21 protein-coding genes and 1 tRNA gene are annotated in these 22,219 nt (G+C 50.7%); 9 read left to right on the top strand and 13 right to left on the bottom strand.

Translation table 11 applies throughout. From position 1 onward, the window contains the following. Positions 1-29: 29 nt before the first annotated feature. A tRNA-Thr gene (locus LF599_RS04425) sits at positions 30-105 on the top strand. Between the two features lie 363 nt (positions 106-468). After that, complete coding sequence (locus tag LF599_RS04420) at positions 469-2,283, top strand: reverse transcriptase domain-containing protein (protein ID WP_279522434.1); 1,815 nt, start codon at positions 469-471, stop codon at positions 2,281-2,283. A gap of 564 nt (positions 2,284-2,847) precedes the next feature. Here LF599_RS04420 and LF599_RS04415 read toward each other — a convergent pair. The 5 genes from LF599_RS04415 to LF599_RS04395 all read right to left on the bottom strand — a co-directional run bounded on the left by LF599_RS04415 (position 2,848) and on the right by LF599_RS04395 (position 5,942). Then, a complete protein-coding gene (locus tag LF599_RS04415; RefSeq protein WP_279522433.1) occupies positions 2,848-3,984 on the bottom strand; it encodes an ImmA/IrrE family metallo-endopeptidase in 1,137 nt (378 codons plus the stop codon). Continuing rightward, on the bottom strand, positions 3,971-4,618 hold the full coding sequence (locus tag LF599_RS04410) for a hypothetical protein (protein ID WP_279522432.1): 648 nt from the start codon (positions 4,616-4,618) through the stop codon (positions 3,971-3,973). The genes LF599_RS04415 and LF599_RS04410 overlap by 14 nt, the downstream gene beginning before the upstream one ends. 117 nt (positions 4,619-4,735) lie before the next feature. Continuing rightward, positions 4,736-5,044 (bottom strand): hypothetical protein, encoded by a 309-nt coding sequence (locus LF599_RS04405; RefSeq protein WP_279522431.1) that lies wholly within the window; start codon positions 5,042-5,044, stop codon positions 4,736-4,738. Continuing rightward, positions 5,037-5,363 carry a DUF2958 domain-containing protein gene (locus LF599_RS04400; RefSeq protein ID WP_269941618.1) on the bottom strand — a complete coding sequence of 109 codons (327 nt, stop codon included), beginning with the start codon at positions 5,361-5,363 and terminating at the stop codon, positions 5,037-5,039. The genes LF599_RS04405 and LF599_RS04400 overlap by 8 nt, the downstream gene beginning before the upstream one ends. 135 nt (positions 5,364-5,498) lie before the next feature. After that, a complete protein-coding gene (locus tag LF599_RS04395) occupies positions 5,499-5,942 on the bottom strand; it encodes a MucR family transcriptional regulator (protein ID WP_269941619.1) in 444 nt (147 codons plus the stop codon). 385 nt (positions 5,943-6,327) lie between these two features. On the opposite strand from LF599_RS04395, the gene LF599_RS04390 reads away from it, so the two are divergent. Beyond that, complete coding sequence (locus LF599_RS04390; RefSeq protein ID WP_279522430.1) at positions 6,328-8,022, top strand: primase-helicase family protein; 1,695 nt, start codon at positions 6,328-6,330, stop codon at positions 8,020-8,022. 61 nt (positions 8,023-8,083) lie between these two features. Here LF599_RS04390 and LF599_RS04385 read toward each other — a convergent pair whose 3' ends face one another. Further along, on the bottom strand, positions 8,084-8,899 hold the full coding sequence (locus LF599_RS04385) for a hypothetical protein (protein ID WP_269941622.1): 816 nt from the start codon (positions 8,897-8,899) through the stop codon (positions 8,084-8,086). A gap of 109 nt (positions 8,900-9,008) precedes the next feature. After that, positions 9,009-9,314 carry a TM2 domain-containing protein gene (locus LF599_RS04380; protein WP_269941623.1) on the bottom strand — a complete coding sequence of 102 codons (306 nt, stop codon included), beginning with the start codon at positions 9,312-9,314 and terminating at the stop codon, positions 9,009-9,011. Between the two features lie 140 nt (positions 9,315-9,454). Here LF599_RS04380 and LF599_RS04375 point away from each other — a divergent pair, with 140 nt between their 5' ends. The 6 genes from LF599_RS04375 to LF599_RS04350 all read left to right on the top strand — a co-directional run bounded on the left by LF599_RS04375 (position 9,455) and on the right by LF599_RS04350 (position 14,285). Beyond that, complete coding sequence (locus LF599_RS04375) at positions 9,455-9,781, top strand: helix-turn-helix domain-containing protein (RefSeq protein WP_269941624.1); 327 nt, start codon at positions 9,455-9,457, stop codon at positions 9,779-9,781. A gap of 98 nt (positions 9,782-9,879) precedes the next feature. After that, positions 9,880-10,464 carry a hypothetical protein gene (locus LF599_RS04370; RefSeq protein WP_269941625.1) on the top strand — a complete coding sequence of 195 codons (585 nt, stop codon included), beginning with the start codon at positions 9,880-9,882 and terminating at the stop codon, positions 10,462-10,464. A 576-nt stretch (positions 10,465-11,040) separates the two neighbouring features. Continuing rightward, on the top strand, positions 11,041-11,640 hold the full coding sequence (locus tag LF599_RS04365; protein ID WP_279522429.1) for a tyrosine-type recombinase/integrase: 600 nt from the start codon (positions 11,041-11,043) through the stop codon (positions 11,638-11,640). Between the two features lie 105 nt (positions 11,641-11,745). Further along, positions 11,746-11,982, top strand: a complete 237-nt coding sequence (locus LF599_RS04360; RefSeq protein WP_279522428.1) for a DNA-binding protein — start codon at positions 11,746-11,748, stop codon at positions 11,980-11,982. 2 nt (positions 11,983-11,984) lie between these two features. Then, positions 11,985-13,007 carry a tyrosine-type recombinase/integrase gene (locus tag LF599_RS04355; RefSeq protein WP_279522427.1) on the top strand — a complete coding sequence of 341 codons (1,023 nt, stop codon included), beginning with the start codon at positions 11,985-11,987 and terminating at the stop codon, positions 13,005-13,007. 66 nt (positions 13,008-13,073) lie between these two features. Continuing rightward, positions 13,074-14,285 carry a hypothetical protein gene (locus LF599_RS04350; RefSeq protein ID WP_279522426.1) on the top strand — a complete coding sequence of 404 codons (1,212 nt, stop codon included), beginning with the start codon at positions 13,074-13,076 and terminating at the stop codon, positions 14,283-14,285. 33 nt (positions 14,286-14,318) lie between these two features. On the opposite strand, the gene LF599_RS04345 is transcribed toward LF599_RS04350, so the two are convergent. The 6 genes from LF599_RS04345 to dndC all read right to left on the bottom strand — a co-directional run bounded on the left by LF599_RS04345 (position 14,319) and on the right by dndC (position 22,006). Next, complete coding sequence (locus LF599_RS04345; RefSeq protein ID WP_269941630.1) at positions 14,319-14,861, bottom strand: hypothetical protein; 543 nt, start codon at positions 14,859-14,861, stop codon at positions 14,319-14,321. A 50-nt stretch (positions 14,862-14,911) separates the two neighbouring features. Beyond that, the gene (locus tag LF599_RS04340) at positions 14,912-16,177 is read right to left on the bottom strand and encodes an RHS repeat domain-containing protein (RefSeq protein WP_269941631.1); all 1,266 of its coding nucleotides are present in this window, start codon (positions 16,175-16,177) and stop codon (positions 14,912-14,914) included. A gap of 832 nt (positions 16,178-17,009) precedes the next feature. Then, the gene (locus LF599_RS04335; RefSeq protein ID WP_279522425.1) at positions 17,010-18,578 is read right to left on the bottom strand and encodes a DndE family protein; all 1,569 of its coding nucleotides are present in this window, start codon (positions 18,576-18,578) and stop codon (positions 17,010-17,012) included. A 2-nt stretch (positions 18,579-18,580) separates the two neighbouring features. Next, positions 18,581-20,680: an AAA family ATPase gene (locus tag LF599_RS04330; protein ID WP_279522424.1), complete on the bottom strand. Its 2,100-nt coding sequence runs from the start codon at positions 20,678-20,680 to the stop codon at positions 18,581-18,583. After that, positions 20,667-20,894: a DNA modification system-associated small protein gene (locus LF599_RS04325; protein WP_279522423.1), complete on the bottom strand. Its 228-nt coding sequence runs from the start codon at positions 20,892-20,894 to the stop codon at positions 20,667-20,669. The genes LF599_RS04330 and LF599_RS04325 overlap by 14 nt, the downstream gene beginning before the upstream one ends. Continuing rightward, complete coding sequence (dndC, locus tag LF599_RS04320; protein WP_279522422.1) at positions 20,891-22,006, bottom strand: DNA phosphorothioation system sulfurtransferase DndC; 1,116 nt, start codon at positions 22,004-22,006, stop codon at positions 20,891-20,893. The genes LF599_RS04325 and dndC overlap by 4 nt, the downstream gene beginning before the upstream one ends. Between the last annotated feature and the right edge of the window lie 213 nt (positions 22,007-22,219).

Raw genomic sequence — 22,219 nt, 5'->3', positions numbered from 1 at the left:
CACCTGGTTTAAAAATCATCTCCCGTTTCGCCAGGATAGCTCAGTTGGTAGAGCAACTGATTCGTAATCAGTAGGTCGTCGGTTCAACTCCGATTCCTGGCTCCAGCAAAATCAAGCGCTTACGATAACTCGTAAGTGCTTTTTTTGTGCCTTGGCATACACCCTGGTATACATTTGGGTGCATGGGGAGATCCTGGGGTGGTCGGGGGGTATACCTAACGTCCACGGGTGGAATATCCCAAACCCAAAACAAAAATCCCAATTCAGCTTGATATATCAAACGAATAATGAAATAGACGTTCATATATACGCCTCTTGCAGAGGTGGGATTGATGATTGCTGTAGTTCCGCGGCAATGTACCTAAAGGTACCTTATTGGCCTGTGCGCGACCCCAGTGTTGCTACGTGTACCCTGCGCTTCTTGAATATGCGAAGGATTGAATCCCCTCTGCAAGAGGCTTACTTCTTATGGACCAATTAGTATTCGACCAATTCACGTCACTTGAAAGCCTCGGAGACGTAGCAAGCCTGCTTGGAATAAAAAAAGGCACGCTGGCCTACATTCTCTACGGCATAGATCGAGATTCCCAGTACAAACAATTCACCATTTCAAAAAAAAATGGTGGCGAGAGGCTGATCGAGACTCCCACAACGGCTTTGAAGACTATTCAAAGACGTCTTGGTATTATTTTACAAGATGTGTACTGGCGTAGGCCGTCAGCCTTTGGCTTCGTTAAGGGCTTTTCGGTCAAACACAATGCAGCTAGGCATTGTAAAAAGAGATTTGTTTTCAACCTCGACCTTGAAAACTTTTTTCATTCCATTCATTTCGGTCGAGTCCGTGGCTTATTCGCAGCCCCTCCTATTTCGTTGCCAATCAACATTGCAACAATAATAGCTCAAATTTGTTGCTACGATGGGCGACTCCCCCAAGGCGCATCGACATCACCAATTGTTTCCAACATGGTCTGCACGAAGTTAGATCGAGATCTACAAAAACTGGCACAATCATGCCGCTGTCATTATACGCGCTACGCCGACGACATCACTTTTTCTACGAACAATCCTATCGATATTGAAAAAATTTGGCAGCTAGACGATTCTCAGTTCAATGTACGTAGAATCGTCAGAAGACTCTTCTACGGAGAATCCAAACCACCTACCTATAAAGATGCAACTGTTGGTAAAGAACTCAACGAGTTGATTGAAGAGAATGGATTTACCGTAAACACAAATAAAGTCAGGTTGGCTAGCAGCAGAGAGCGACAAGAAGTTACTGGTTTAGTCGTAAATCGATTCCCCAATGTAAAGCGTGAGTACATTCGACGTACAAGGGCTATACTTCACTCATGGAGAACCCAAGGGTTGGAGGTTGCATCCGAACGCTTCTTTAAGAGTGGCTACACATGGAATGGACAAGGTGAACTACCTCCTTTGCAAAGCATTGTAAGAGGACGTATTGAGTACATTGGGATGATCAAAGGCAAGACAAATCCAATTTATTTAAAGCTATTAAAAAACTACTTTCACATATCACAAGGAAGAATCCCCCGTGGAAGCGAGGCTCGTTTTCGAATTCCCTTGGATGCTAACCACAAGTATGTGATCACAGAAGGCAAAACAGACTGGAAGCACATCAGAGCGGCCGCAATTGCATTGCGCGGCAGTGGGATGATCGCCCAATTTGATTCGCTACTGTACGAGTATGAAGAGGGAGAACCTGCTGGCGGTGACGCAATGCTCCAGCGCTGCAAGACACTGGCTCAAACGAACAGCGCTGAAAAACGTCTTTTTGTTTTTGACAATGATGACCCCAGAATCGTCAAGCAGGCTGTTGAAAACGGGAGCTACTACAAGCATTGGGGAAACAATGTTTTTTCTACCATCCTACCTGTGCCTGATTTCCGAGATCTAGAAGCTATCTCGATCGAGTTCTTATATAAGGATAATGACTTACTGCGACCTAACGAATCTGGGCGACGCCTCTTTTTGAATTCAGAATTCGACGAACATGGCTTCCACAAGGACGACAAAAGCATCGAATACGGGATTAATCCGAAGGATGGTTCAAAGGTTAAGGGATGGACGAACAAACTAAAAGACCCCGTAAAAATCCTTGATCAAAATATCGTCAAATATGATGGCAAAGACATCTTCAGCATAGCTCTTTCAAAAGATGCCTACGCATCGAACATATTATCGAGGGCTCCTGGCTTTGAGATTGATGACTTTAGTGGTTTTAAAGAATTGCTTGACCGCATAAACGGGATAATGGGCTTGTAGTTAGTAGTAATTTAAACAAGTTACATCTGCCAAAAGAGATTCCCATTTACACTATCTGCTCCATCGAAAAATAAGCTTGGTAAAAACTCAAAGGACTTGGACTTCCACAAAAAACAGGATATTGGTTAGAAGCTTCCCGTCGCGATTTCCTAGATTTTTCACGAAAAGGCTTGGCTCTCATATCTAATAAAAGGCCACAAGCCTAAGTGAAAAGGAAATAATGATGAAAAACCATAATGAAACCCATGTAATGTGGGACAATTGGCTAAAACGATGGATTGTGATCAACAGTTGGGAAAAGAAGCAGGTCAATGACTTCCGGCTCAAAGCAGAAGCCGTAAAGTGGGCCCGGAGCTACCGTAAAAAAGTAGGCTCAGTGCTTGTCATCCATTACAAGGCTGACTACCGACTGCACAGTTCAGGAATCCAAACTATGTACTCAAGCCCAGAGATGGTCTTGGGGACTCATCCGCACAAGGAAGCAACTAACCCCTGGATAAGTCCAGGGGTTTTCTTTTTCCCAGCCAATTGTACTTCTACTTGGAGACACTACGGCAACGGAAGCTACTGTCGCCTAATGGATACAATTTTTGATTGTTGCTTAAGCTTTGGGGACAGAGCTTCAACAACACTTGCCGGGACTTGCTGAACCTCAAGCAGAGAGATTAGCTCCGCAGAATTTAAGCCAAGCTCTTCTGATAGTTGGGGAATAGAGACTTCATCTTTCACGAGATCTAGTGCCTGAGCAAGAAGTACTGGTTTAGTTTTTTCAAACTCTCCACCCTCATTTATTCGCTCATTTCTCATACTGATTTGTTTCATTCCCCATCTGTAACTGGAGTCCGTCATGATGTTCAGCTGCTTAGCCCTATACATACAGGCTTGGATAGACATATGCCATCTCTGCTTGAGTTCAAGATAAGCGCTATAATGCCATCGCCTAGGGCATTCTTGTCTAAACAGTTCTGCTGGCGCAAGAAATGAGCCACCAAACCAATTAGCCTCCCGTTCCTTGTTCACAAGATTGGCTTCGGAGTCTTCATGAAGAACTAAATGACCTAACTCATGGGCTAAATCAAATTGCTGCCTACTTGCCGACTTATTGTAGTCAACCATAATACATGGCCGACCATCAATGTACGTAGAGTATGCATCCAGATTGCTACTATTCGCATCAAGCAGAATGATAAAGACACCGTGCTCCTCCAGCAAATTCATTAGGCCCGGAAGGGGGGATACCCCCAGATTCCAGTGATCTCGAACAGAACCAGCAATACGGTCCAATTTAGTAAGAGGAACATCATTATACTTTGGTATGTTGGCCGTAGGGAAACTAACACCTAGCCCTTCCAAGAATTCAAATAGTTGCACGACAATTCTGCCGTAAGCAATGCTTTGCTTTTTTAGCCCCTGTGTAGCTGCGCGTTTGGATCGAAAGTTACACTCCGTCAAGCTTGCATCAGGCGTAACGCTTACATCCGAAAAAAAAGACGGCCTTACAGATAAGGCCATCGCGATTGATGTGAAGGTATCGACATCAGGCTTAAGGGTGCCGTTTTCGATTTGTGTAACCGCGCTTGGCGTCTTTTGAATTTTCTCTGCCAACGCTTTTTTTGAGAGCCCTCGCAATTCACGTGCAAGGGTAATTTTACTCGGACTAAAATTATCCAAATAAAATTTGCTTGTCCTAGCTTGACTCACCTTCCTGCCCCTCTTCTATTCGTATCCGCCTACCAACGAGTTGCTTCGTCTCAGGTTCGGACTCAGGTATTCTGACATTTGCTCCGCTGTCAACGATTTGTTCGTTCTCGTGGTCAAAGAACGTGTGCAACGGCACACAGTAAACCTTATCAGAATCGTGCTCAACGGAAATCATATTTCCAATGAATGCCTTCCTGATTCCGAAATCTGGATCGACAACATACCCCACGTAAAGGTTCACCTGGTTGTCAGGCGGAGACTGAAGGAAAGGAAGGGGCAATTTCAAATCCTTCGCAGCCTGTTTTGCAGCCTTCCCTCCCCTAGGAAGCAAATCTTCGGGATTAACCTTATGAACCCTGAGCTTAAATTTATCCACACAAAGGACGAGGTCATTGGGAGACTCTTCCCGCACTTCAATACCGCAATCGCTAGGAATAGAGAGCAGCCGGTTGAAATTATTACGCCAACCATATGCGCCAATCGTATACCCATCGTTGTATTGCTCGTCCAAAAAATAAGCTTCAAGGGTAACGTCAACGGATTCATGAATGAGAGGAAGGACGTGCTTTCCAATCAAGTCAATCGTGCTCTGAGGGAGTTCAACTCGGAAATCATCAAGAAACGATTCGGTCATTATTGCACCTGTACTTTTTGTGTGTGGTGTTGCGTAAATATTACGGTGCAAACCGAAAGTCAAGCAGAGCAGCTTTTTTTGTTTAAAAGTTAACCCCAGTCTGAATAAAGACTGAACTTATTCAGCTACGACCTCTGCAAAAACGTCCTCGAACCGCTTCACCGCCTCCCGGCACAAAACCATCAGCCCCGGTGCAATTCCCATCTCCGCATGGGTGAAGTAACCCCACTCGGCTTTACCGAAGTCGCCGTCTAGGACGACGCAGCCGAAGTAGAGCCCCCTGCCGTTGGACTCTGCCGCCATCCAGTGAGAGTCCAAGTCTAGTCGGAAGAAATGCAGCCATATCTCCTTGTCTTCGAAGGGGACGCCATCGGTCTCGCCGATCCTCGGCATCTCTGCCTCGTGCTCCCTCCACCCGTCAGCCACACCATCCCCCTCCGTGCCGTTCCGACATGACCTCCTTGAACTCGCGCACCCGCCACCCGTCCTCGACGCAGACAACGAACGGCCCCACCCTGAGCTCGGTCAGCTCGGCCAGCGAAAAGTATCCCCACTCCGAGTTCATCATGTCGCCGTTCAGGATCGCGTAGCCGAAAAACGTGTCCTTGCCGTCGAACTCGGCGGCATACCAGTGGGAGTCGCCGAGGAAGAAGTGAGCCCAGATCAGCTTCTCGTCGGCGGGCGTGTCCTCGGTCTCGTACAGCCTGGGCATCCTTGGCACCAAGCCTTTGCTCTTGCTCGTCATGTAGTGCTCCTGCCGCGCCGCCAGGGCGCGGCTGCTTCGCGAGTTGGTAAATCATGCCGAGCGAGGATCGTCCGCGCCCCTGCCCGGCCCTTAGGAAACGGAAAGGCCCGACGCGATCGCGTCGGGCCTTCCTGCTTAGGCATCTTTGGGAGCATCCTTGGCTTTGCCCTTGGCGGGCTTCTCCTTGTCTTCGGGCTTCTTTCCCGTCCGCGTCCAGAGCTTCATCTCCTTCATGCGCTCGGACCGCGCCTTGGCCGTCTCCCGGCACGAGAGCGGAGCCCGTTTCTTGTAGCCCCACTTGGCGCGGTACTCGTCCGGCGTCAGCCCGTGCGACTCTAGGTGCTTCTTCGAAAGGGTCTTAAACGTCCGACCGCACTCCAGGCACACGATGGACTTGTTCCTGATCGCCCGCTTGGGATCGCAAGGCGGCTCCTGCTTGGGCGGCTCAGCATCCCCATCGGCGATCTTCTGAAGCCCATCGCTCAGGCTCTTGACCATCTCGCAAGCCTCGTCGACCGTCATCGGCCTGACCCCGGCCTGCGCCTCCACGATCTTGAGGGCATTCTCCATGTGACTCATGCTCATCTCCTTGTTTTAGCTTGAGATCCAAGGAGACACCTTTATCTCGCCCTTTGGACTTCGTACATCCCGATCACCTTCTCATCGCTGCCCCAAGTCGCCTCTCTACCACCTCAGCACTATTTTTTAGCATTTAAAATCAAACAATTAGCCGCAAAAACCATGTACACCACCAAAATCATCCAAAAACAAAATTCAAAAAATCAAACCAACCGTGTGAGAGACACCCGTCACCATCTTGGCAACTTTTTTTAAAAAAAATACCAAAATCGGCTCTCCAACATGACGCACTCAACTAAATAGTCGAACCATGCTGAAACGCGCCGCTGACACCGGGTCGGCGGACAGCACCCGGCACCAATGAGATTGTAGGACGGAAACCTGCATGAGTGAAACGTCTAAGGAAATGATCCAGAAAATCTTGAACCCAAGCTACGACCTGGGGATGATCACAGACGACAATGTCAGGCCAGAGGGATTACAAGCCCTCCTGTGCATGAACGAGATGTACTGCCAGGCCATGCACGACGGGGCCATGATGATCATGGAGCGCACCCACGACCATCGCGGAGCCAAAGAAATCAACGCGATGAAGAAGCGCGATCTGTACGACAGGCATGAGGCAGACACGATCCTGGTCAAGCATATGACCCAGAACGGCGAGTCATGGAAGCCGATGCCGATCGCTAAATACTGGTGTAAGTGGAAGTACAAGAACCAGAAACTCAAGACCATATTCAGCCCCCGCCCCTTGTCCAAGAAAGTGGCCGATAGGTTCTTCAACACGTACCCAGGCCTCTCCAAGCAGCCGAAGAAAGGCGACTGGTCCCGCTTGATGTTCCACCTGCGCAACATCTGGTGCAACGGCGACGAAGAACTGTTCGAATCCGTCATGGGCTGGTTTGCTCACCTCGTCCAGAAGCCGTGGGAAAAACCCGGTGTGGCTTTGGTGGTCACCGGCGGCAAGGGGACGGGGAAATCAACGATCTTTGAGTGCGTTTTTAAGCCGATTCTCGGTAGCCTGTACTGCAAGGTGTCCCATCGTTCCCATTTGACAGGGAATTTTAATGCCCACTTGGCAAACAAGCTGCTGGTCGTGAACGAGGAAGCGTTCTTTCATGGCGACCACGAAGCAAGCGAGGTCGTCAAATCGATGATCACCGAAGAGCTGATGGGAGTCGAGCCGAAGGGGGTGGACATCCGGGAGCTCGAAACCTTCATGCGCGTAGTGTTCGTCTCGAACAACGAACACGTCGTCTCGGCATCTCCTGACGAACGTCGCTTCCTGGTCTTGGAAATCTCGTCAGACAAGGCTCAGGACCACGACTATTTCAAGGCCCTTCGACATGAGATCAGCCACGGCGGAATCGAAGCGTTTCTCCATGACCTGCTGGAGTGGAAAATCGACATGGACAAACTCAGGACGCCGCCAAGAACAGAAGGCCTGTTCAAGCAGATGGTCAACAGCTTCACCCCGCTCCAGCGCTGGGCATATGAAGGGCTGCTCCACATCGGCGACGATCACTCCTCCATCAAGTGGAACCAGAGGGTCAAAACGGCTGACCTGTACGACCACTTCAAGGAATGGCGCGACAACCTGAAAGCCTGCGATGTGCGCACCAGTGCAAATAGGATCGCTGATCCGGGCTCTCTCACCAAGGAAATCCGCAAGTTGCTCAAATTCGACCGAACCAGGATCGGCAACGACCGTGCGCTGTTCCTGCCCCCGCGTGAGACTGCGAGGCAAATGTTTGAGAAGAATGTCAACTCAAAAGTCATCTGGGACGATTTTGTGCTGGATAAGCCCACAGCTGCCGAAGTGGGAGGCGACATCATGGACGGATTCGTCCAGGGCGAAGAGGCCGCGATCCGTGAAGAGCGCGTGAGCAAAAAACTGGAGCGTTTCTTCAAAGAAAGGAAGCAGGCATACCGAAGCGCCGGGGTGATCGTCGGCTCCCCTGAACGGGTGGTCCAGGAAGACACCCTGTTGGCAGCGTTCCAAGTGCCCCGATCTCCGGCTTGGGACGGAGACGAACCTGCACCGTTTCAGCTGATCGAAATGTTCTACTGGAAAGGTTAGTCACATATGCGGGGCTCCAGGGTGCACCCTGGAGCCCTTTTCCTTCCCAAGGACTAACAACTTACACTTCGTCAACGTACCCGCCTTCAATGATCGCCTTCATTATCACGAACCAGTCCTCGCCGCTAATCCTCAGCCATTCACCTTGCGAGTATCGTTCAGTCTGGATGGTGTCGTTGCCAAGCAACAGAAACGCTTTCGCTCCCGTCTCGCCGTTCTTGCTGACCATAGCCCTCTGCAACGCGGGACAATTGTACATTACCGCAAGCGTCAGCTTCAAAGCCATGTCGCTCTCCCGGTTCACCACCGTGACGCCGACCTTGTGTATCCCCTCGGTCCCGTCCGGCTCAGGCTTCTTGAACCTGTCGAACCTGAAATCGACGTCCACGGTGAAGCCCCTTTCATGGAAATATCGGCAGACCCCGATGAAATCACGCGCAGGCACTTGGTAAACGGGGTCCCAGAATATGTCGGTCAACGATGTCTCGATGATCTCCAAGTCATCGGCAGAAAGCCCGTCGGGCAGCTTGATCCAATCGTACTCGGCCAATTTGGACGCCGCCGAAGGCTGCGCAGGCTCCGGCTCGACACCAGCCAGAGCGGCATTGTCGATGCACAAGCCCCACTGAGGGTGATCTACTGCGTCACCCTTGACGCTGCCCGTCTTGTCCCAGTGGTCGTCGAGGTACGCTCTAAGCTCGTCGCTCAAGCCAGAGTCCGGGCCGCAGCCTACGATGTGCCATTTCCCGTCGATCTCGATCTGCTGAAAGTTGTCGCCGCCCTTGAACTCAGAAGATATCGGCCCTGTGAACGTCTTCGCAGCAGCTACTCCGCTCATCATCAACACCATAGCCAACGCCATCACGAATTTCCGCATAGATTTCTGTCTCCTATTGTCCAGGCAGACGCTATGTGCCCACCTTCGTTACACGAAAAAGCCGAGGGCGACGCCCTCGGCCCATCGTCATCAGCCAACATATTTGCCACTACCACTCCCTGAGTGCCGCGCCCGCGTTGTCCTTGAAACTCCCGCTCCAGATGGCGATGGCGTCCAGGACTACGCCGACGAAGAACAGCCCTCCGGTAAGGGCGTAGAGGATGCCCTTGCCGATCCTGCCTACGTAAAAGTGGTGCGCACCAATTATGCCGCCGATCAGGCATGCGATCAGCGCGGTCTTCCGACTCTTCTCGGAAGCCACGGTCATGTAACGACTCCCGCCGCCTGCGTTCACGTTGACGTTGATATTCTGCTGTCCCTGGCCTGCTGCCTGCTCCGTGGTGTCTTGCGTCATGTCGAGTTCTCCTTGTCTTCTGTTCGAAAGTTGCAACTATCAAGACCAGACACCGATATATCCACCCTATTTAGAAAAGTAAATATATATCAGGTCCACATTCGAGTAAGCCGGATATATCCATAATTTGGAGGAAGATTATGGACGATATCCTGCTCAAGCTCGGCAAACGCATTCGGGAATTTCGTAAGGAGAAGGGCTTATCGCAGAGCCAGCTCGCAGAGTTGGCTGGCCTGAACGACAAGTACCTCGGCGAGGTCGAGAGGGGATCGAACAACATCTCGATCAAGAACCTCGGCCAGATCGCGACAGCACTTGAGGTCGAGACCTTTAAGCTGCTCGACACCTCCCACGATTACGAAATAGACCGTAAGGAGCTCGTCCAGAAGCTCCACAAAATCATCGAATCAGCGTCTGATGAGGACCTCTGCGCCGTCTACGGCTTTGCTTCTGACATCGTGAACTGAACATCCTGTCTGCCTACATAAATAGAACTAGAGAGGCTTGCGGACCGCCCGCAAGCCCGGCTCTGGCTCTATAACTATATGTAATAAGGGAGGATGCAATGTTAGAAAGCATCGACTTCAAGGAACTTTTCGCCGATCTCGGCCTCGACTCGACCATCAAGGGCGGTAACCTCGTCTGCCCGTTCTGCGGCAAGCACGCGTTCAGGGAGTACCGCGACAACGGCGTCGCCCGTTGCCACGCCTGCAAGTGGGCAGGCAACGCCATCAACCTCGTCGACCAAGTGGAAGGCGTAGACGAGATCAAGATTCTCACGACGCGCATGCACCTCAGCGACATCGAACACAGCAAGCAAGACTCTTGGAACGAGGCGTTCCGCAAGCTCGCCAAGGACCTCGACTTCCTTGCCCAGGTCCGCGCCTACTTCGCCTTCTACAAGTCAGACCGCATGAGCGCACCGTACTACCAGCAGCAGTCCGGCTACAGCCGATCCCACTTCACGAAGGTCCTCAACGGGAATTTCGACAAGGTCTCGGCGAAGTCGTGGAAAGAGATCGTGGCGTTCTTGAGAAAGGCGATCAACGTCGGCCAGCTCAGGAAGGACATGATGATGGGCTCGCAGTATTGGAGGGAGAACATCAAAGACAAAGCTCTGCTGAGGGAAAGCGTGGACAAATTCAGGTAGCTAGGTTTTAGGGACAACGAATCGAGAATGGGCGTTAGCATGACAGCTAACGCCCTTCTTGCGTTATGGACGGTAAAGCCCATGATTGGAGCACAGCTTGGGTCACACGTGATGAGCATGGGCTTGATTGTTCAAAATCTCATTCAGAAAAAACCAAACTCCAAATCAGAATTCGTTGAAAGAAGCATTGTGCGCTTCGCGCATGACCACGCTCACCGGAAGAGGTGGGCAACGCCCACCCAACCGATGAGCGATGCTCATTGCTGCATTTCTAGAAAGAAATCCACCAGGCTGAATCGCTCCCGCCGCTTCACCTTCTGCTTGCTACTATTTATCGGAACACTGTGTTCGCAGGAGTGCTTTTCCGCACTTTTCCCAAAAAAAGTTTCGCATTCCCGCATTTTTCTTCTCGATCAAACGTTCACGATAACCCATCGACAATGTTAAGTTTTTGACAAAAGTTAACATTCTCCGAAAAGCGACTGTGATTTTGAAGACTTATGTACGTCTCGAAATCGTCCATCCTGAGAATGTTAAAAAAGCACGCAAAACCAAGTAGATACTTAACATTACGAAATGAGCCCTAGAAACGACAATCATCCCCCCAAGGGAAGTTCCATCACCGTCGAGCCCATCCGCTCCCTGGAAGCGATCTCGGCCATCAAGGACATGCTCCACGACAAGCCGCGTGACCTGTTGCTCTTCGTGATCGCGACCAACAACGGCATCCGTTGCGGAGACCTCCTGCGGCTCAAGGTCGGCGACCTGCGCGGCAAGAACGTCGACGACACCATCGCCGTAAAGGAGTCCAAGACCGGCAAGGCCAACGTCCTCGCCGTCAACGACTCAGTCCAAGCGGTACTGACGCGGTTCCTCGCGTCAGGCTCGTTCAACGACGACGACTACCTGTTCCGTTCACAGAAGGGAGACAACAAGCCTCTGACGATCCAGTCCGTCAACCGCATGGTCAAGTCGTGGTGCCGCGAGGCTGGCCTCGACGGCAACTATGGAGCCCACAGCCTGCGCAAGACGTTTGGCTACGTGCAGCGCGTTCACTTCGGCGTCGGCTTCGAGGTGCTGTGCAAAAGATTCAACCATGCCTCGCCAGCCGTCACCATGCGCTACCTCGGCATCAGCGACACGGAAGTGGTCAGCATCCTGAAAAATTCGATCTAATTTCAAGAGGCGCGTTTACTTATGGGGTCTCGATCTAGAGTTTAGATAATGGAGAGAGCGACTCTCCCCGTTTTTCATGAACCATTAAACCGGAGGTTATCAGCAATGAGCAGACCGCTCCGTGTCGAGAGGCACTTCTTCAACCAGCGCGAGGCAGCCGAGTACTGCGGCTACAGCACTGCAAAATTCAGGCAGTTCGCCAAGGATTACGACATCCCCAAGTGCGGCCCGAACAGGGACAGGTACCGCAAGGTGGACCTGGACAGCTTCATGGCCTGCCCCGGCGACTTCTTCAATCCCCTGCGCGTCCGCAAGGCCGGGTTCGTCCCGGTGGAGGTGTAGGGATGGCGGTAGGAGTCACCAAGGACGGACGCTGGTTCGTCCAGTACCGCGTCGTCCACCGCAAGAGCCCGAAGAAGAAATACTTCGGCAAAGGGACAGAGGCCAAGAAGGCGGCCCACGAGCGTAACGCCGAGATCAACCTGATGAAGAAACGCGGCGAGGAGATCAGGGCGGGACACATCTACCTCGACGAGCTCGGTCAGATTTATCTCGACCACGAGAAAGCCCGTGGCCGCGAACGGAAGTTCCTCAGGGAAGTGGCGAACAGACTGAACAGCTCATACTTGCCTGCCCTGAACCACGTGCCGATCCACAAGCTGAAGGCCGATGACTTCAACGTGCTGGCCCTGGAATACGCCGACCTTTCGCCCAACTCGTTCAACCGCTACATCACCTACCTCAACGTCATATTCAACTTCGGCGTCGAGTTCGAGTACATCGAGAAAAACCCGATGGCGGCCTGGCGAAAGCGTGTGCTTAAGCGCGAGAATCACCGAGAGCTGAACGTCGACGCGGAAGACATCAAGGCCATCCTCGACCACTCGCCGCTGCACGTCTACAAAGCGATCAAGCTGATCCTGAACACAGGCTGTCGCCCCGGCAAGACAGAGCTGCTCAAGATCAAGTACAGCGACGTGGACTTCCACAACAAGCGCATCAGGATTCGCGGCTCCAAGACGGCCAGGAGCGACAGATACGTCCCCCTGCGCGACGAGTTCCTTGAGGAGATCAAGGGGTGGCAGGCCACGGCAGAGTGTGACCACATCGTCGAGTACAAGGGCAAGCCCGTCCAGAGCTACATCAAGGCGTTCAGGACCGCCGTGAATAACTCCGGCATCGGCAAAAAAGTTGTCCCTTACCAGCTCCGTCACTTCTTCGCCTCCAGCCTGATCGCCAACAAGGCCGACATCAAGGCGGTCGCCTCCCTCATGGGCCACTCCGGCCCGGCGATGCTGTTCAAGGTGTACTACCACCTGATCGGCGACGGCGAGAAAGAAGCCATCGAAAAGCTGTCTGACATCTAAGCCCACCAACAGCTTGGGTGCTGTTTTGTTGCCCCGAGCTCCATCCTTCCAAGCCTGGACACGACCATGAAAAAATTTCTTTCCATCGCGGAAGGCAAGCTCGTCAACGACGGGATGCAGCCGACCGCCAAGGCCAAGCTCGACTTTCTGACGGACTCCGAAGACGCCCTACCCACGTTCCCGTTCATACTCGAAAGCCTCGGCCTTCACGCCTGCCTGGATGCCATGGACGCTGTGCCTTACCAGCACGAAAATTTCATAGAGAAGACGCTCCGTCTGCTCGCCATCGACGCGGCCTACCGCGTCATGCCGCTGTGGGAGAACGCGGAAGTCAGCCAGGACGGGCTCAAGGACCTGCTGCGGCTGGCGCACCTCTACGCCCACGGCGAGATCGAGCACGAGGAGTACCAGGAGCGCATGTGGGAGGCCGCCCAGCCGATCATAGGCGATGACAGGTCGGACAGGAGGCTGGCCGCAGCGTACGCCGCAAGGGACTGCGCCCTCTTCGCGGCCTCTCACAGCCTCGTCCCGGCCCTGGATAGAGCCGTCGAGGCCGTGCAGGCGTACCACGGAGACACCGCACGGGGCTGCGCCTACAGCTACAAGGCGGACCAGGAGCACGCCCTGCGCTACGCCTGGGAGCAAGGTGGGCCGATCTCCTTCGGTGCGACGTTCGGCGTCACGTCCAAGCACGTATTGGCAGCTGTCGAGGCCGAGATTTGGCACGTCGCCTACACCATCGCCGACGAGTTGCTCGGATTCGCCGGGTACGAGAACGTCGTTATCGCCGAAAAGGAGATGCAAAGCCTCCTCCTGGAAGCCCTGGCCTCAGCGGGCAAGGACATCGCGCACGAAGCCCTGCACAAGAGCGCAAGGCGCGTGATCGGCGCGGCCACGGCTGCCGGATCGTTCGAGGAAGCGAAGGAACTGGCGCACAACGCCGCCCAGGGAGTCTTCAGGGATGCCTGCTCCGATCCAGACATGTACGAGCAGCTGGCCATCGGCAGGACGGCCATCGCCGCAGCCTGCCACGATTTCGACGACCAGGCGACCTTTGCCGTCTGCCACGCCCTGCACTACCTCCACGAGGGGAGCTTCTACAAGGTCCATCCGATCAATCCGAAGGCAGATGCGATAGCCAGGAGCGTCGCCCTGGACGCCAGGAGAGGGCTATGCTTGGAGCAGACGGCCTACGCTGCCGCCGCCGGGCATGCCGGAAGGATTGAGAGGAACGTCCAGGCGGAGGTCCTGAGGCGGCTTTTGGCGGATGGGCGGTAACGCACGGTGTTAGGGTACTTCGCCCGAGTCAACCTACTTCTGCTGATACGGAATTCGCAAATTTTCATTATAGCATGCACCAATTTTTGGCTCATAATTAGGCCTAATGATAAGCGATGTATGCCCGTTGTATCTTTCCAGAAAAGAAAACGGCTCTATTACCTCAACATTTAAGGTGAGATTTTTTGGATTATGTGGGAAAGGCAGGTCAAAAACCATGAGTTTGCACCAAGAGAATATGTCGTTACCGCCCCAAGCATGACGGGAGACCGGCAACGTAACACCTTCGGTAATCAGATTCTTCCCAGAAAAGAACCGATATTTCAGCAGGCCTTTTCCTTCCGAGTCCCAATTCAATTCTTCTCGCCAAGGAACTTTGACCGCCAAGCTATAGCACACGGTGGATTTAAATTTTAATGGTACAGTTATTTTTTCACCTTTTCGCGTAATATTAAATGGAATATCGACTATGTTTGTGTAAAATGCGTCATCAAACATGGATTGAAACCAAATAGTGTTATACAAATACAAACATCCAGAAAATACTATGATTACAATGGCTGCCAACTTCTTCATGCCATCTCCTTTAAAGGGCTGAGAAGATGCGCTTCTCATCCCTTACTTAGCTATCGCATTTTATCTCCACGATCAAATAGATCATATCTCTTGCGCAATTTGTCAGCATAATCTTGGCAATTATTCTTATCACCACCAATTCCAAAGGCATTATATTTTCCAGGAGTTGTACTCTTGTAAGCTCGTAGCATCCGTTTATCATCATATTGCTTGTCATTAAGCCGATATTTGGAAATGTCTTCGCTTGTCATCTTGCCCTCACTTCCAAATCCGATATTTTTGCCAGTTCCATCTTCGTAAAATCCCTGTTCATGCTTTGGTTCAAGGTTGTATTTGTCCGCAATGGAGCCGTCCTTACTAATGCCATGCCAATCGTCGGGCAGGAAACTCAAAGGACGTTTGCCAAACCGGAACAACCCCAACGGGTCCACGCCATTCACCGGATCATCCAAACAATAACCATACCAGTCCGGGTCGCCGCCCTTATCGCCTATGGGGTCGGGCGCGGTCCAGCGGCTGGTGAAGGTGTCGTAATCCCGCCAGCCGAAACGGACGAAGCCCAAGTCGCGGTCGTGCAGACCGCCCGCGAAGCCGATGGGAATGCGGAAGTCCGGGTTGGTGTCCTCGATGATCCCGCCGAAGGGGTCGTACACGATCTCCTTTACCACATTGTCGTTGATGTCCACAACCACGCGGAGCGACCCCACCTGATCGCTGAACAGGCCGAACACCGTGCCGTCGTCCCTGCGCATGGCGAAGGGAACCCGTTCGCCGTCTCGGTAAGCGAACTCGAAACCGTGTTGGCCGTCGTGGAAACCGCCGAGCCGCACGAAATCGAGCCATCGATACGCCTCGATGAGCTGGCCGTTGTACTGCTTGGCCACCCGCTGCCCGTCCTCGTCGTGGTCGAAGGTGTAGACGCGGTCTTTGTCTTCGACCTCCATCTTGAGCAGCCTATAGTCCGGCGCGTACTCGTAGAGGTGGTAGGTACCGCCTTTGGCCCAGATGGAGCGGAACCCGTTCACATCGTGCGTAAAGTCATTGTTGCCCGCGCGAAGCAGCCGGTTGTCCAGCGTGTACCGGTAGTCACGGTAGTGGAGCCCGACGGTGGCGGGGAAATAGTCCTGGTTACGCCGTCCTTCCCGGTCGTAGCCGCATTGGCAGATCAGCCGCCCGTCCAGGTGGGCTTCCGTCAACCGGCCCGCCCGGTCGTAGGCGTACTTCCAGGCGGTGCGCCTGCCCGCCACGGTTTCGGTCTTTTCCACGATGCGGCCATCCCGGTCGCGTCGCAGTTGGTAAGAATACGATTTCGTCATGATTAGTCACCTCGCTGGTTTCGTCCCCGAGGACCATTCCCGGGAATCCGAAACAGTATACCCCCGGTTTTCGGCTCCAAGGCAAAATGGGGGAAAAAGCATGCGAGAGGATAAAAAAAGCATGAGATTAGCGCTTGACAGGGTTTTTGCAATCGCCCTTTTCAGCCCCAAATGGGTGCGCTCAGTAACGCACGATATTCGGAGACTTCGCGGCCATCTTGGGCCAGGGTCTTGGCAGCCACTATTGGTCCTGATGGCCCAAAATTCCGAACATGGTCTTGATGGTGAGAGGCTGGAAAACGGCTGGCTGGACGCATGTATCCGGGGAGTTGCGGGCGAGACAGCCCCTATGTCCGACTTTATCGCTCAAGCACTTGTAATTTATGAAGATTAGAGAGCAAGCCGTTCTTTCCTCCGCAGAAGCCTCTCTGCCGCCCTACTGACGGAAGTCAGTAGCGCCCCCCCACAACACGTTGATATGACATATTTATTGCAAAACCATCCAGTATAGCAAATCAGAAAACCAAAAGTAAACGCCCAAAAATAATGCATTTTCCCTTGGCATACCGAGTGTATACCAGGATATGCCTCTTGGCCCCGGTATACAAAAACTAGCAAAATAAGTTCAATTATTTCAACACTTATTTCCCAGACATTTTCTTCGTAATCAGTAGGTCGTCGGTTCAATTCCGATTCCTGGCTCCACAGTAAAATAAGTGGCTTACAGCATATTGCACTGTAAGCCACTTTTCATTTTCAAGACACCGTGTCCATCATCTGTCCATCAAAATATGGGAAACGGCGGGCGGAACGGGGAATACCCCACTCGGGTTTACTCCCAACCGATTACTTTCTTGGGTGAAAGGCCAGGCATTTTTACAAGAGCGACGCCTGGTGGAAGGTTGTGATCTGAAAAATCCTCAATCCGCATTTTTCGGCCATACGCACCAGCTAAATTGCGAACATTTGAGGACCCTAGGGCAAACGCTCCAATTGTTCCCATTTGTTCAAGAAAGTCATCTTCCTCTTGATCAAAATCATCCGGCCCTTGAGACAACAACATGGTTAAGCCCCCTTTAGAGGCTGACTTTCTAATCAAAGAACTAAGGGCACCATGCTTATACGATAGGACTTCCTTGGCCTCATCAATAATTAACATATGCCTCATGGAGCGATGCCCTTGAGGATCGACTCCGCTGTCGGGTAGCGACATAAGATAGGTGTTTAATGCATCTAATAGTAAAAAAATAACGAGTCGCTTAGGCTCTTCCGAACAGCTACCGAAGCTGATGACCCACCGTTTTGAAAAGAAGTCTCCGGGTGCCATGGTAGGGCGAATCATATTTAGCGAGTTGATTTCGCTTAATTTGGCAGTGATACCACCAGGTTTTTTCCCGGCCTCATCGCAAAACTCGTTAAATCTCAATAAAACATCTTCTAAGGATACTGGGCGACTTTGGAAAGTAAGCAAATCCAAGACCGCTTCCCGCAAAGTGTCTAGCGCAACATCCCCTCTTGCCTTAATGCACTTTTGAAATGAATCTTTGAATGTGATCGCCAATTGGGCAAGATCATGGCCCTGTGCGTTGGTGGGCCTCCATAAGAAATCCAAAGGCATTGGTGAGAGGGGGATATCAATAGGCTGTATCCCAGGAAAGAAACGATCAAGGGTCTCTCCATTCCACTCTGGTTTCCCTACCAGCTTATTATCTTTAACAAACTCACCTTTTGGGTCGATGATAATTAGAGGGAGGTCGGTCTGCTGGGCAATTGACTTTCCAACCTCAAGCCCAACACGGCTTTTGCCTGTTCTAGTCCGCCCCATGATTGCAATATGGGGGGAAGTTCCTTTGCCATTTAATGTAATCCTGATCGGATCTTCCGTTTGTGGCTCTCTGCTTGCTTCGCCAAAAGGAACGACAAGCGGGCCTTCTTTGTCCGTTAGTTGGTGAGTTCCTTGCGTCTTTCGACTGCCTCCTACCAACGGGACCATCCCCGCCAATCGGACAATAAAATCTGTATCTACCTGTTTGACATCATTATAATCCCCTTTAAGGAATTGAGCACCTCGATGCCAATGCAATTCAACCAACGCTTTGAATTCTTTTTCATCCAAAACCGCATCTGCAACAGAGGAAGCAACTAGGCACGACCATATATCGCCATCTTCTCCGAAGAGATGCACCCCTTCAATAGGAGAGCGCTTGCTCATTTCTTCGTTGAGCACACTAGGCTCACCATCAATGATTGGTTCGTATAAAGAGCGCGCTATAGCAAGCCGAGCAACGGCGGCCCTATCTCCCGGCATAAGGGTGATTCGCAGGTCTTCGAGGAAATCTTCAGCAACTTTAGTCGCACGATACCGTAGGCGGTCAACACGGGTTAAATTGAACTCAGCCATGATCAGTTGTCCCCGAAGTATTTGTCATCGATAATAGTGGTTTCCCCACAGCCTTCATCGACTTGTTTGAAATCAAGCAAATATGTCTTGCGGACATATTGGGAAAGTTTGCTCTTGTACTCTTCCGATATTTCTTCGTCATGCGAAAGGAAAACAACTTGGCCCGGTGCGGCTTCAGCAACATGCTTCAGTACTCGGTCTCTATACTTGGAGTCCATGTTACCAACTGGCGTATCTACTATAATAGGAGCATTTTGGTTTGAAACATCTGCAACTGCGAGAGTAAAGGCTAGGCCAAAAGCCCTTTTTTGTGCTCCAGACAATCCCGTAACATACACAACACGAGAACCATTTTCTAAACGAGGCTCAGTATCCGGATCAAAACGAACTTTGAATTTTTTATACTCATCAGAGATCATTCTAGTGAAGTGATAAGTACACCTTTTCTCAAGAGCATTTTGACATAAGGGAATCAGCTTTTCCTGTGCTTCGTCAACTACTGTGTTTACCTTATAAGCAAGATCAAGTTTTTCTTGAACAGGATTTACAATTCGACGCTTTGTCTCCATCTGTCCAATTGAGCCAAGAAGATCGTTAATTCTCCTTGAAACCCCTTCTTCTTGAAGTTCAAACTTGTTCACTTCTCCGCTTATATCGGCAATCTTCTTTCCCACCCCCTCAATTGCTTTTTTCAGCTCCAGAAGCTTTGGCTGTATGTCTCTGATGTTATTAAATTTTCTTTCTGTCTCCCGAAGTTGGGCGTTGATAGAATTCCACTCCAGAGCAACATCTTGAAGATTTATCCCAGCAAGCGCCTGCTTCGAGGACACCTTGCTAATAACTGCTGTGCGGTCAGATTCATGAAGAAAGGTAAAACGATATTCTTCAGCGCAACCTGTTGGAGGAGGGCTCCAGAGGGTTTCCAATGCTTGTTCAAGCTTGCCTCGCAAACGATCCGCTTGAACTTTTTGCAAAGGCGGTTGAATATCACTTGAGCCACTTTGGGGGAGGACTTTGTCAACAATGCGACTAGCCTTTCCTGTCGCCTCTTCTTTCAGCAACAGCCATCTATCCCTAATCTGCTCTGCGGTGAGTGTATCAATAAGCAATTGATCGTTTTTGGCCAAAGCCAACGGCAAGGCAAGTGAGGCAAGCCCATTCGTTAGTTCGCTTCGAAGACGAATTTGTTCCGTCTGATATGCTTTAATTGACTCTGCATATTCATTTATGTCAGCGCCACTATCCCCGACAAGTTGATATAAGTCCGAGGCCAATTGCTGCCGTTCATTTTCCAGATCATCTTGTTCACGTTTTTTGTCAGTCAAAGACTTCCTAATTTGATCCCGTGCTAATTTTGCTTTGTCCAACTCCTCACGTTTAATTTCAAGCTCATCAAGCTTAACGTTACCAACGTCGCGCTTAAGGGCGCTTCTCTCGTTCCGAATAAAAGATCCAAGGCTCTGACGAAGTTGACCCAATATTCCAGTACCATACAAAGTGTTTACCGCGTCAAGCAACGCTCCTTTACTGGCCGCTTCTACCCTCTCTTGAGCCTGTTCGCCATCGAAGAAAAAGCAAGGCATGACATTCGAAGGAAACAGGATTTCTGAGATTCGGTCATTTGCATCCTGCCAGCTTGGAAATAACTTTGTTTGCCCGTTCATCTCGACGATCACCTCTTCGCCATCCCGGGTGTTCAAGTCTCGAATTTTGCCAGCACGAGTAAAGCCCCATTTACGTCTGATTACGATTTGCTCACCATCTTCAGACTCAAACTTTAACCTCACAAGGGCATGCGAGTCCTCTTTGCGTTGTGCTGGTCGATGTAATGTTCTTTGGATCAAATTGCGATATGTGAACCAGCGTTCATCTTCAGCCCCTGAAATTCTTACACCCTCAATCAAATGCATTGCCTCCCGACCAAACAGCCCGAGATATAATGCGATTAGAAGTGACGTCTTGCCAGTACCGTTTTGCGCGCCAACAAGAATTACTTTTTTGGTTTTTGCCTTGTTAGACTTGTCCACCTCAGGGCGGGGGAAAGAGAACGTCGCATTCCGGTAACTACGCCAATTGCGAAGGTGGACTTCAGTTAGAAACATTCTCAGCCCCCTTCATTTCATCAATAAATTCACTAAAAAGGGCGCTAAACTCCTGAGTAATACCGATCTGCCTTCCTCTTCCCAAGTTGTCTCGCTGGATATCTATCAGTCCTTCAATCAACTCAACGGTCACCCCGTGCTGTTGACACAGTTCCTCAAAAATCCTTTTGGCTTTTTTGTCTTTTAAGAGGGGGAGTTCTCTGCGGCTACTCATATACTCTCCATCAGGTTTAGCAGGCGATTAGCTTGGTGAACTGCCATTTGCGATTTGTCTTCAAGCCAAATTTTTTCAATAAGTTCCATCTCAACATCGGAGATAAGATCTTCCTCAACTTTCTCTTGTAACTCGAGCAAACTTGATAAGACTTCTTTTCTTGCATCAAAAGTCAAAGGGCCTGGACCATCCTGTCCATTCCTTCGCATCGGCATACGATGTTCCGGTTCATAACAATACTCTCGCAGCCAGTCTCTAAAATCGGCCATTGGTTCCAGTGAGGCATACTGCTCTTTTTCCATGGCGTTTCTGAAAGACTTATCTTTCTTCACCACAGTGCATGTCCAACAACCAAAACGAATGGAACTGCTGCCGCAGGACGGAGCAGAATCCGGGTCAATGACAAGGGGGCACTCTCCGCCAGCGGCGTCCTTGTATAGCCTAACAAGTTCCGCATGTGAATCCCCCCACGGGGAGTCCACCCCCAAAACAAATTCCCAAACATCTTCGGTATCCAATTCAAGAATCGGACGAAAAACCCAGCAGCCTTGGATGTCATTATGCCTATTGAGGCGACCTCCATTGTCGTATCTACTTGCTGATTTTGCACGGGCAGCGGACTCAGAACGCCGAACCCCTAAAAGCAAAATAACTTCACCCTCTTGGCTGATTTTATCTCTGATATAACTTGTTGTTGGCCTAATCTTTAATCGGTCAGTGCACCATCGAAACATTCTAGTAGGCGCAGGATATCCCCTTCCGATTAGATTAACCCAAAAGGTTTGGTCCTTCCCTGGAACTGTTTTTTGTACGATGAAAGGCAAATCCAAATCATTTAAGGACACTTTTAGCTGGGCTAATATTCGATTTACATACCCCTGGACAATTGGTGACTCCACTAGTGTATCGTTAGCTACAACATGTATTGGCCTCTTTCTTTGGGACCAGGGAATTTCTAAAATACTCTCAACAACCAAATGGAGCATCAGAGTTGAGTCTTTACCGCCTGAGAACCCGACGATCCATTCCTTATCGTGGGGTTGTCGGTACTCATCTTTTATATTTTCTTTTATAGCTTCAATTTCTTTATGAAGCTGGGGGCTTATCAACAACGTAAACCTCGTTATTTTAAATTATGGCAACATGCTGAAATATAGCATTTTATTTTAAACAAAAAGCATAGTCTGGATGCCACAAGTTTTCAAGACCATTTCCGGGGCAACGCGGGCGGGAAAGGGAGGAGCAAGCAGAGATGTTATAATATATTGTTTTTTTTAGTTTTATGAATATTTAAGCTGTACAATCCCCTCTCGAACCATAAATAA

This window comes from Pseudodesulfovibrio thermohalotolerans (genome assembly GCF_021353295.2).
Classification (GTDB): Bacteria; Desulfobacterota; Desulfovibrionia; order Desulfovibrionales; family Desulfovibrionaceae; genus Pseudodesulfovibrio; species Pseudodesulfovibrio thermohalotolerans.
The sequence above is the reverse complement of the archived record's forward strand: the minus strand, read 5'-3'. Positions and strand labels throughout refer to the sequence as shown.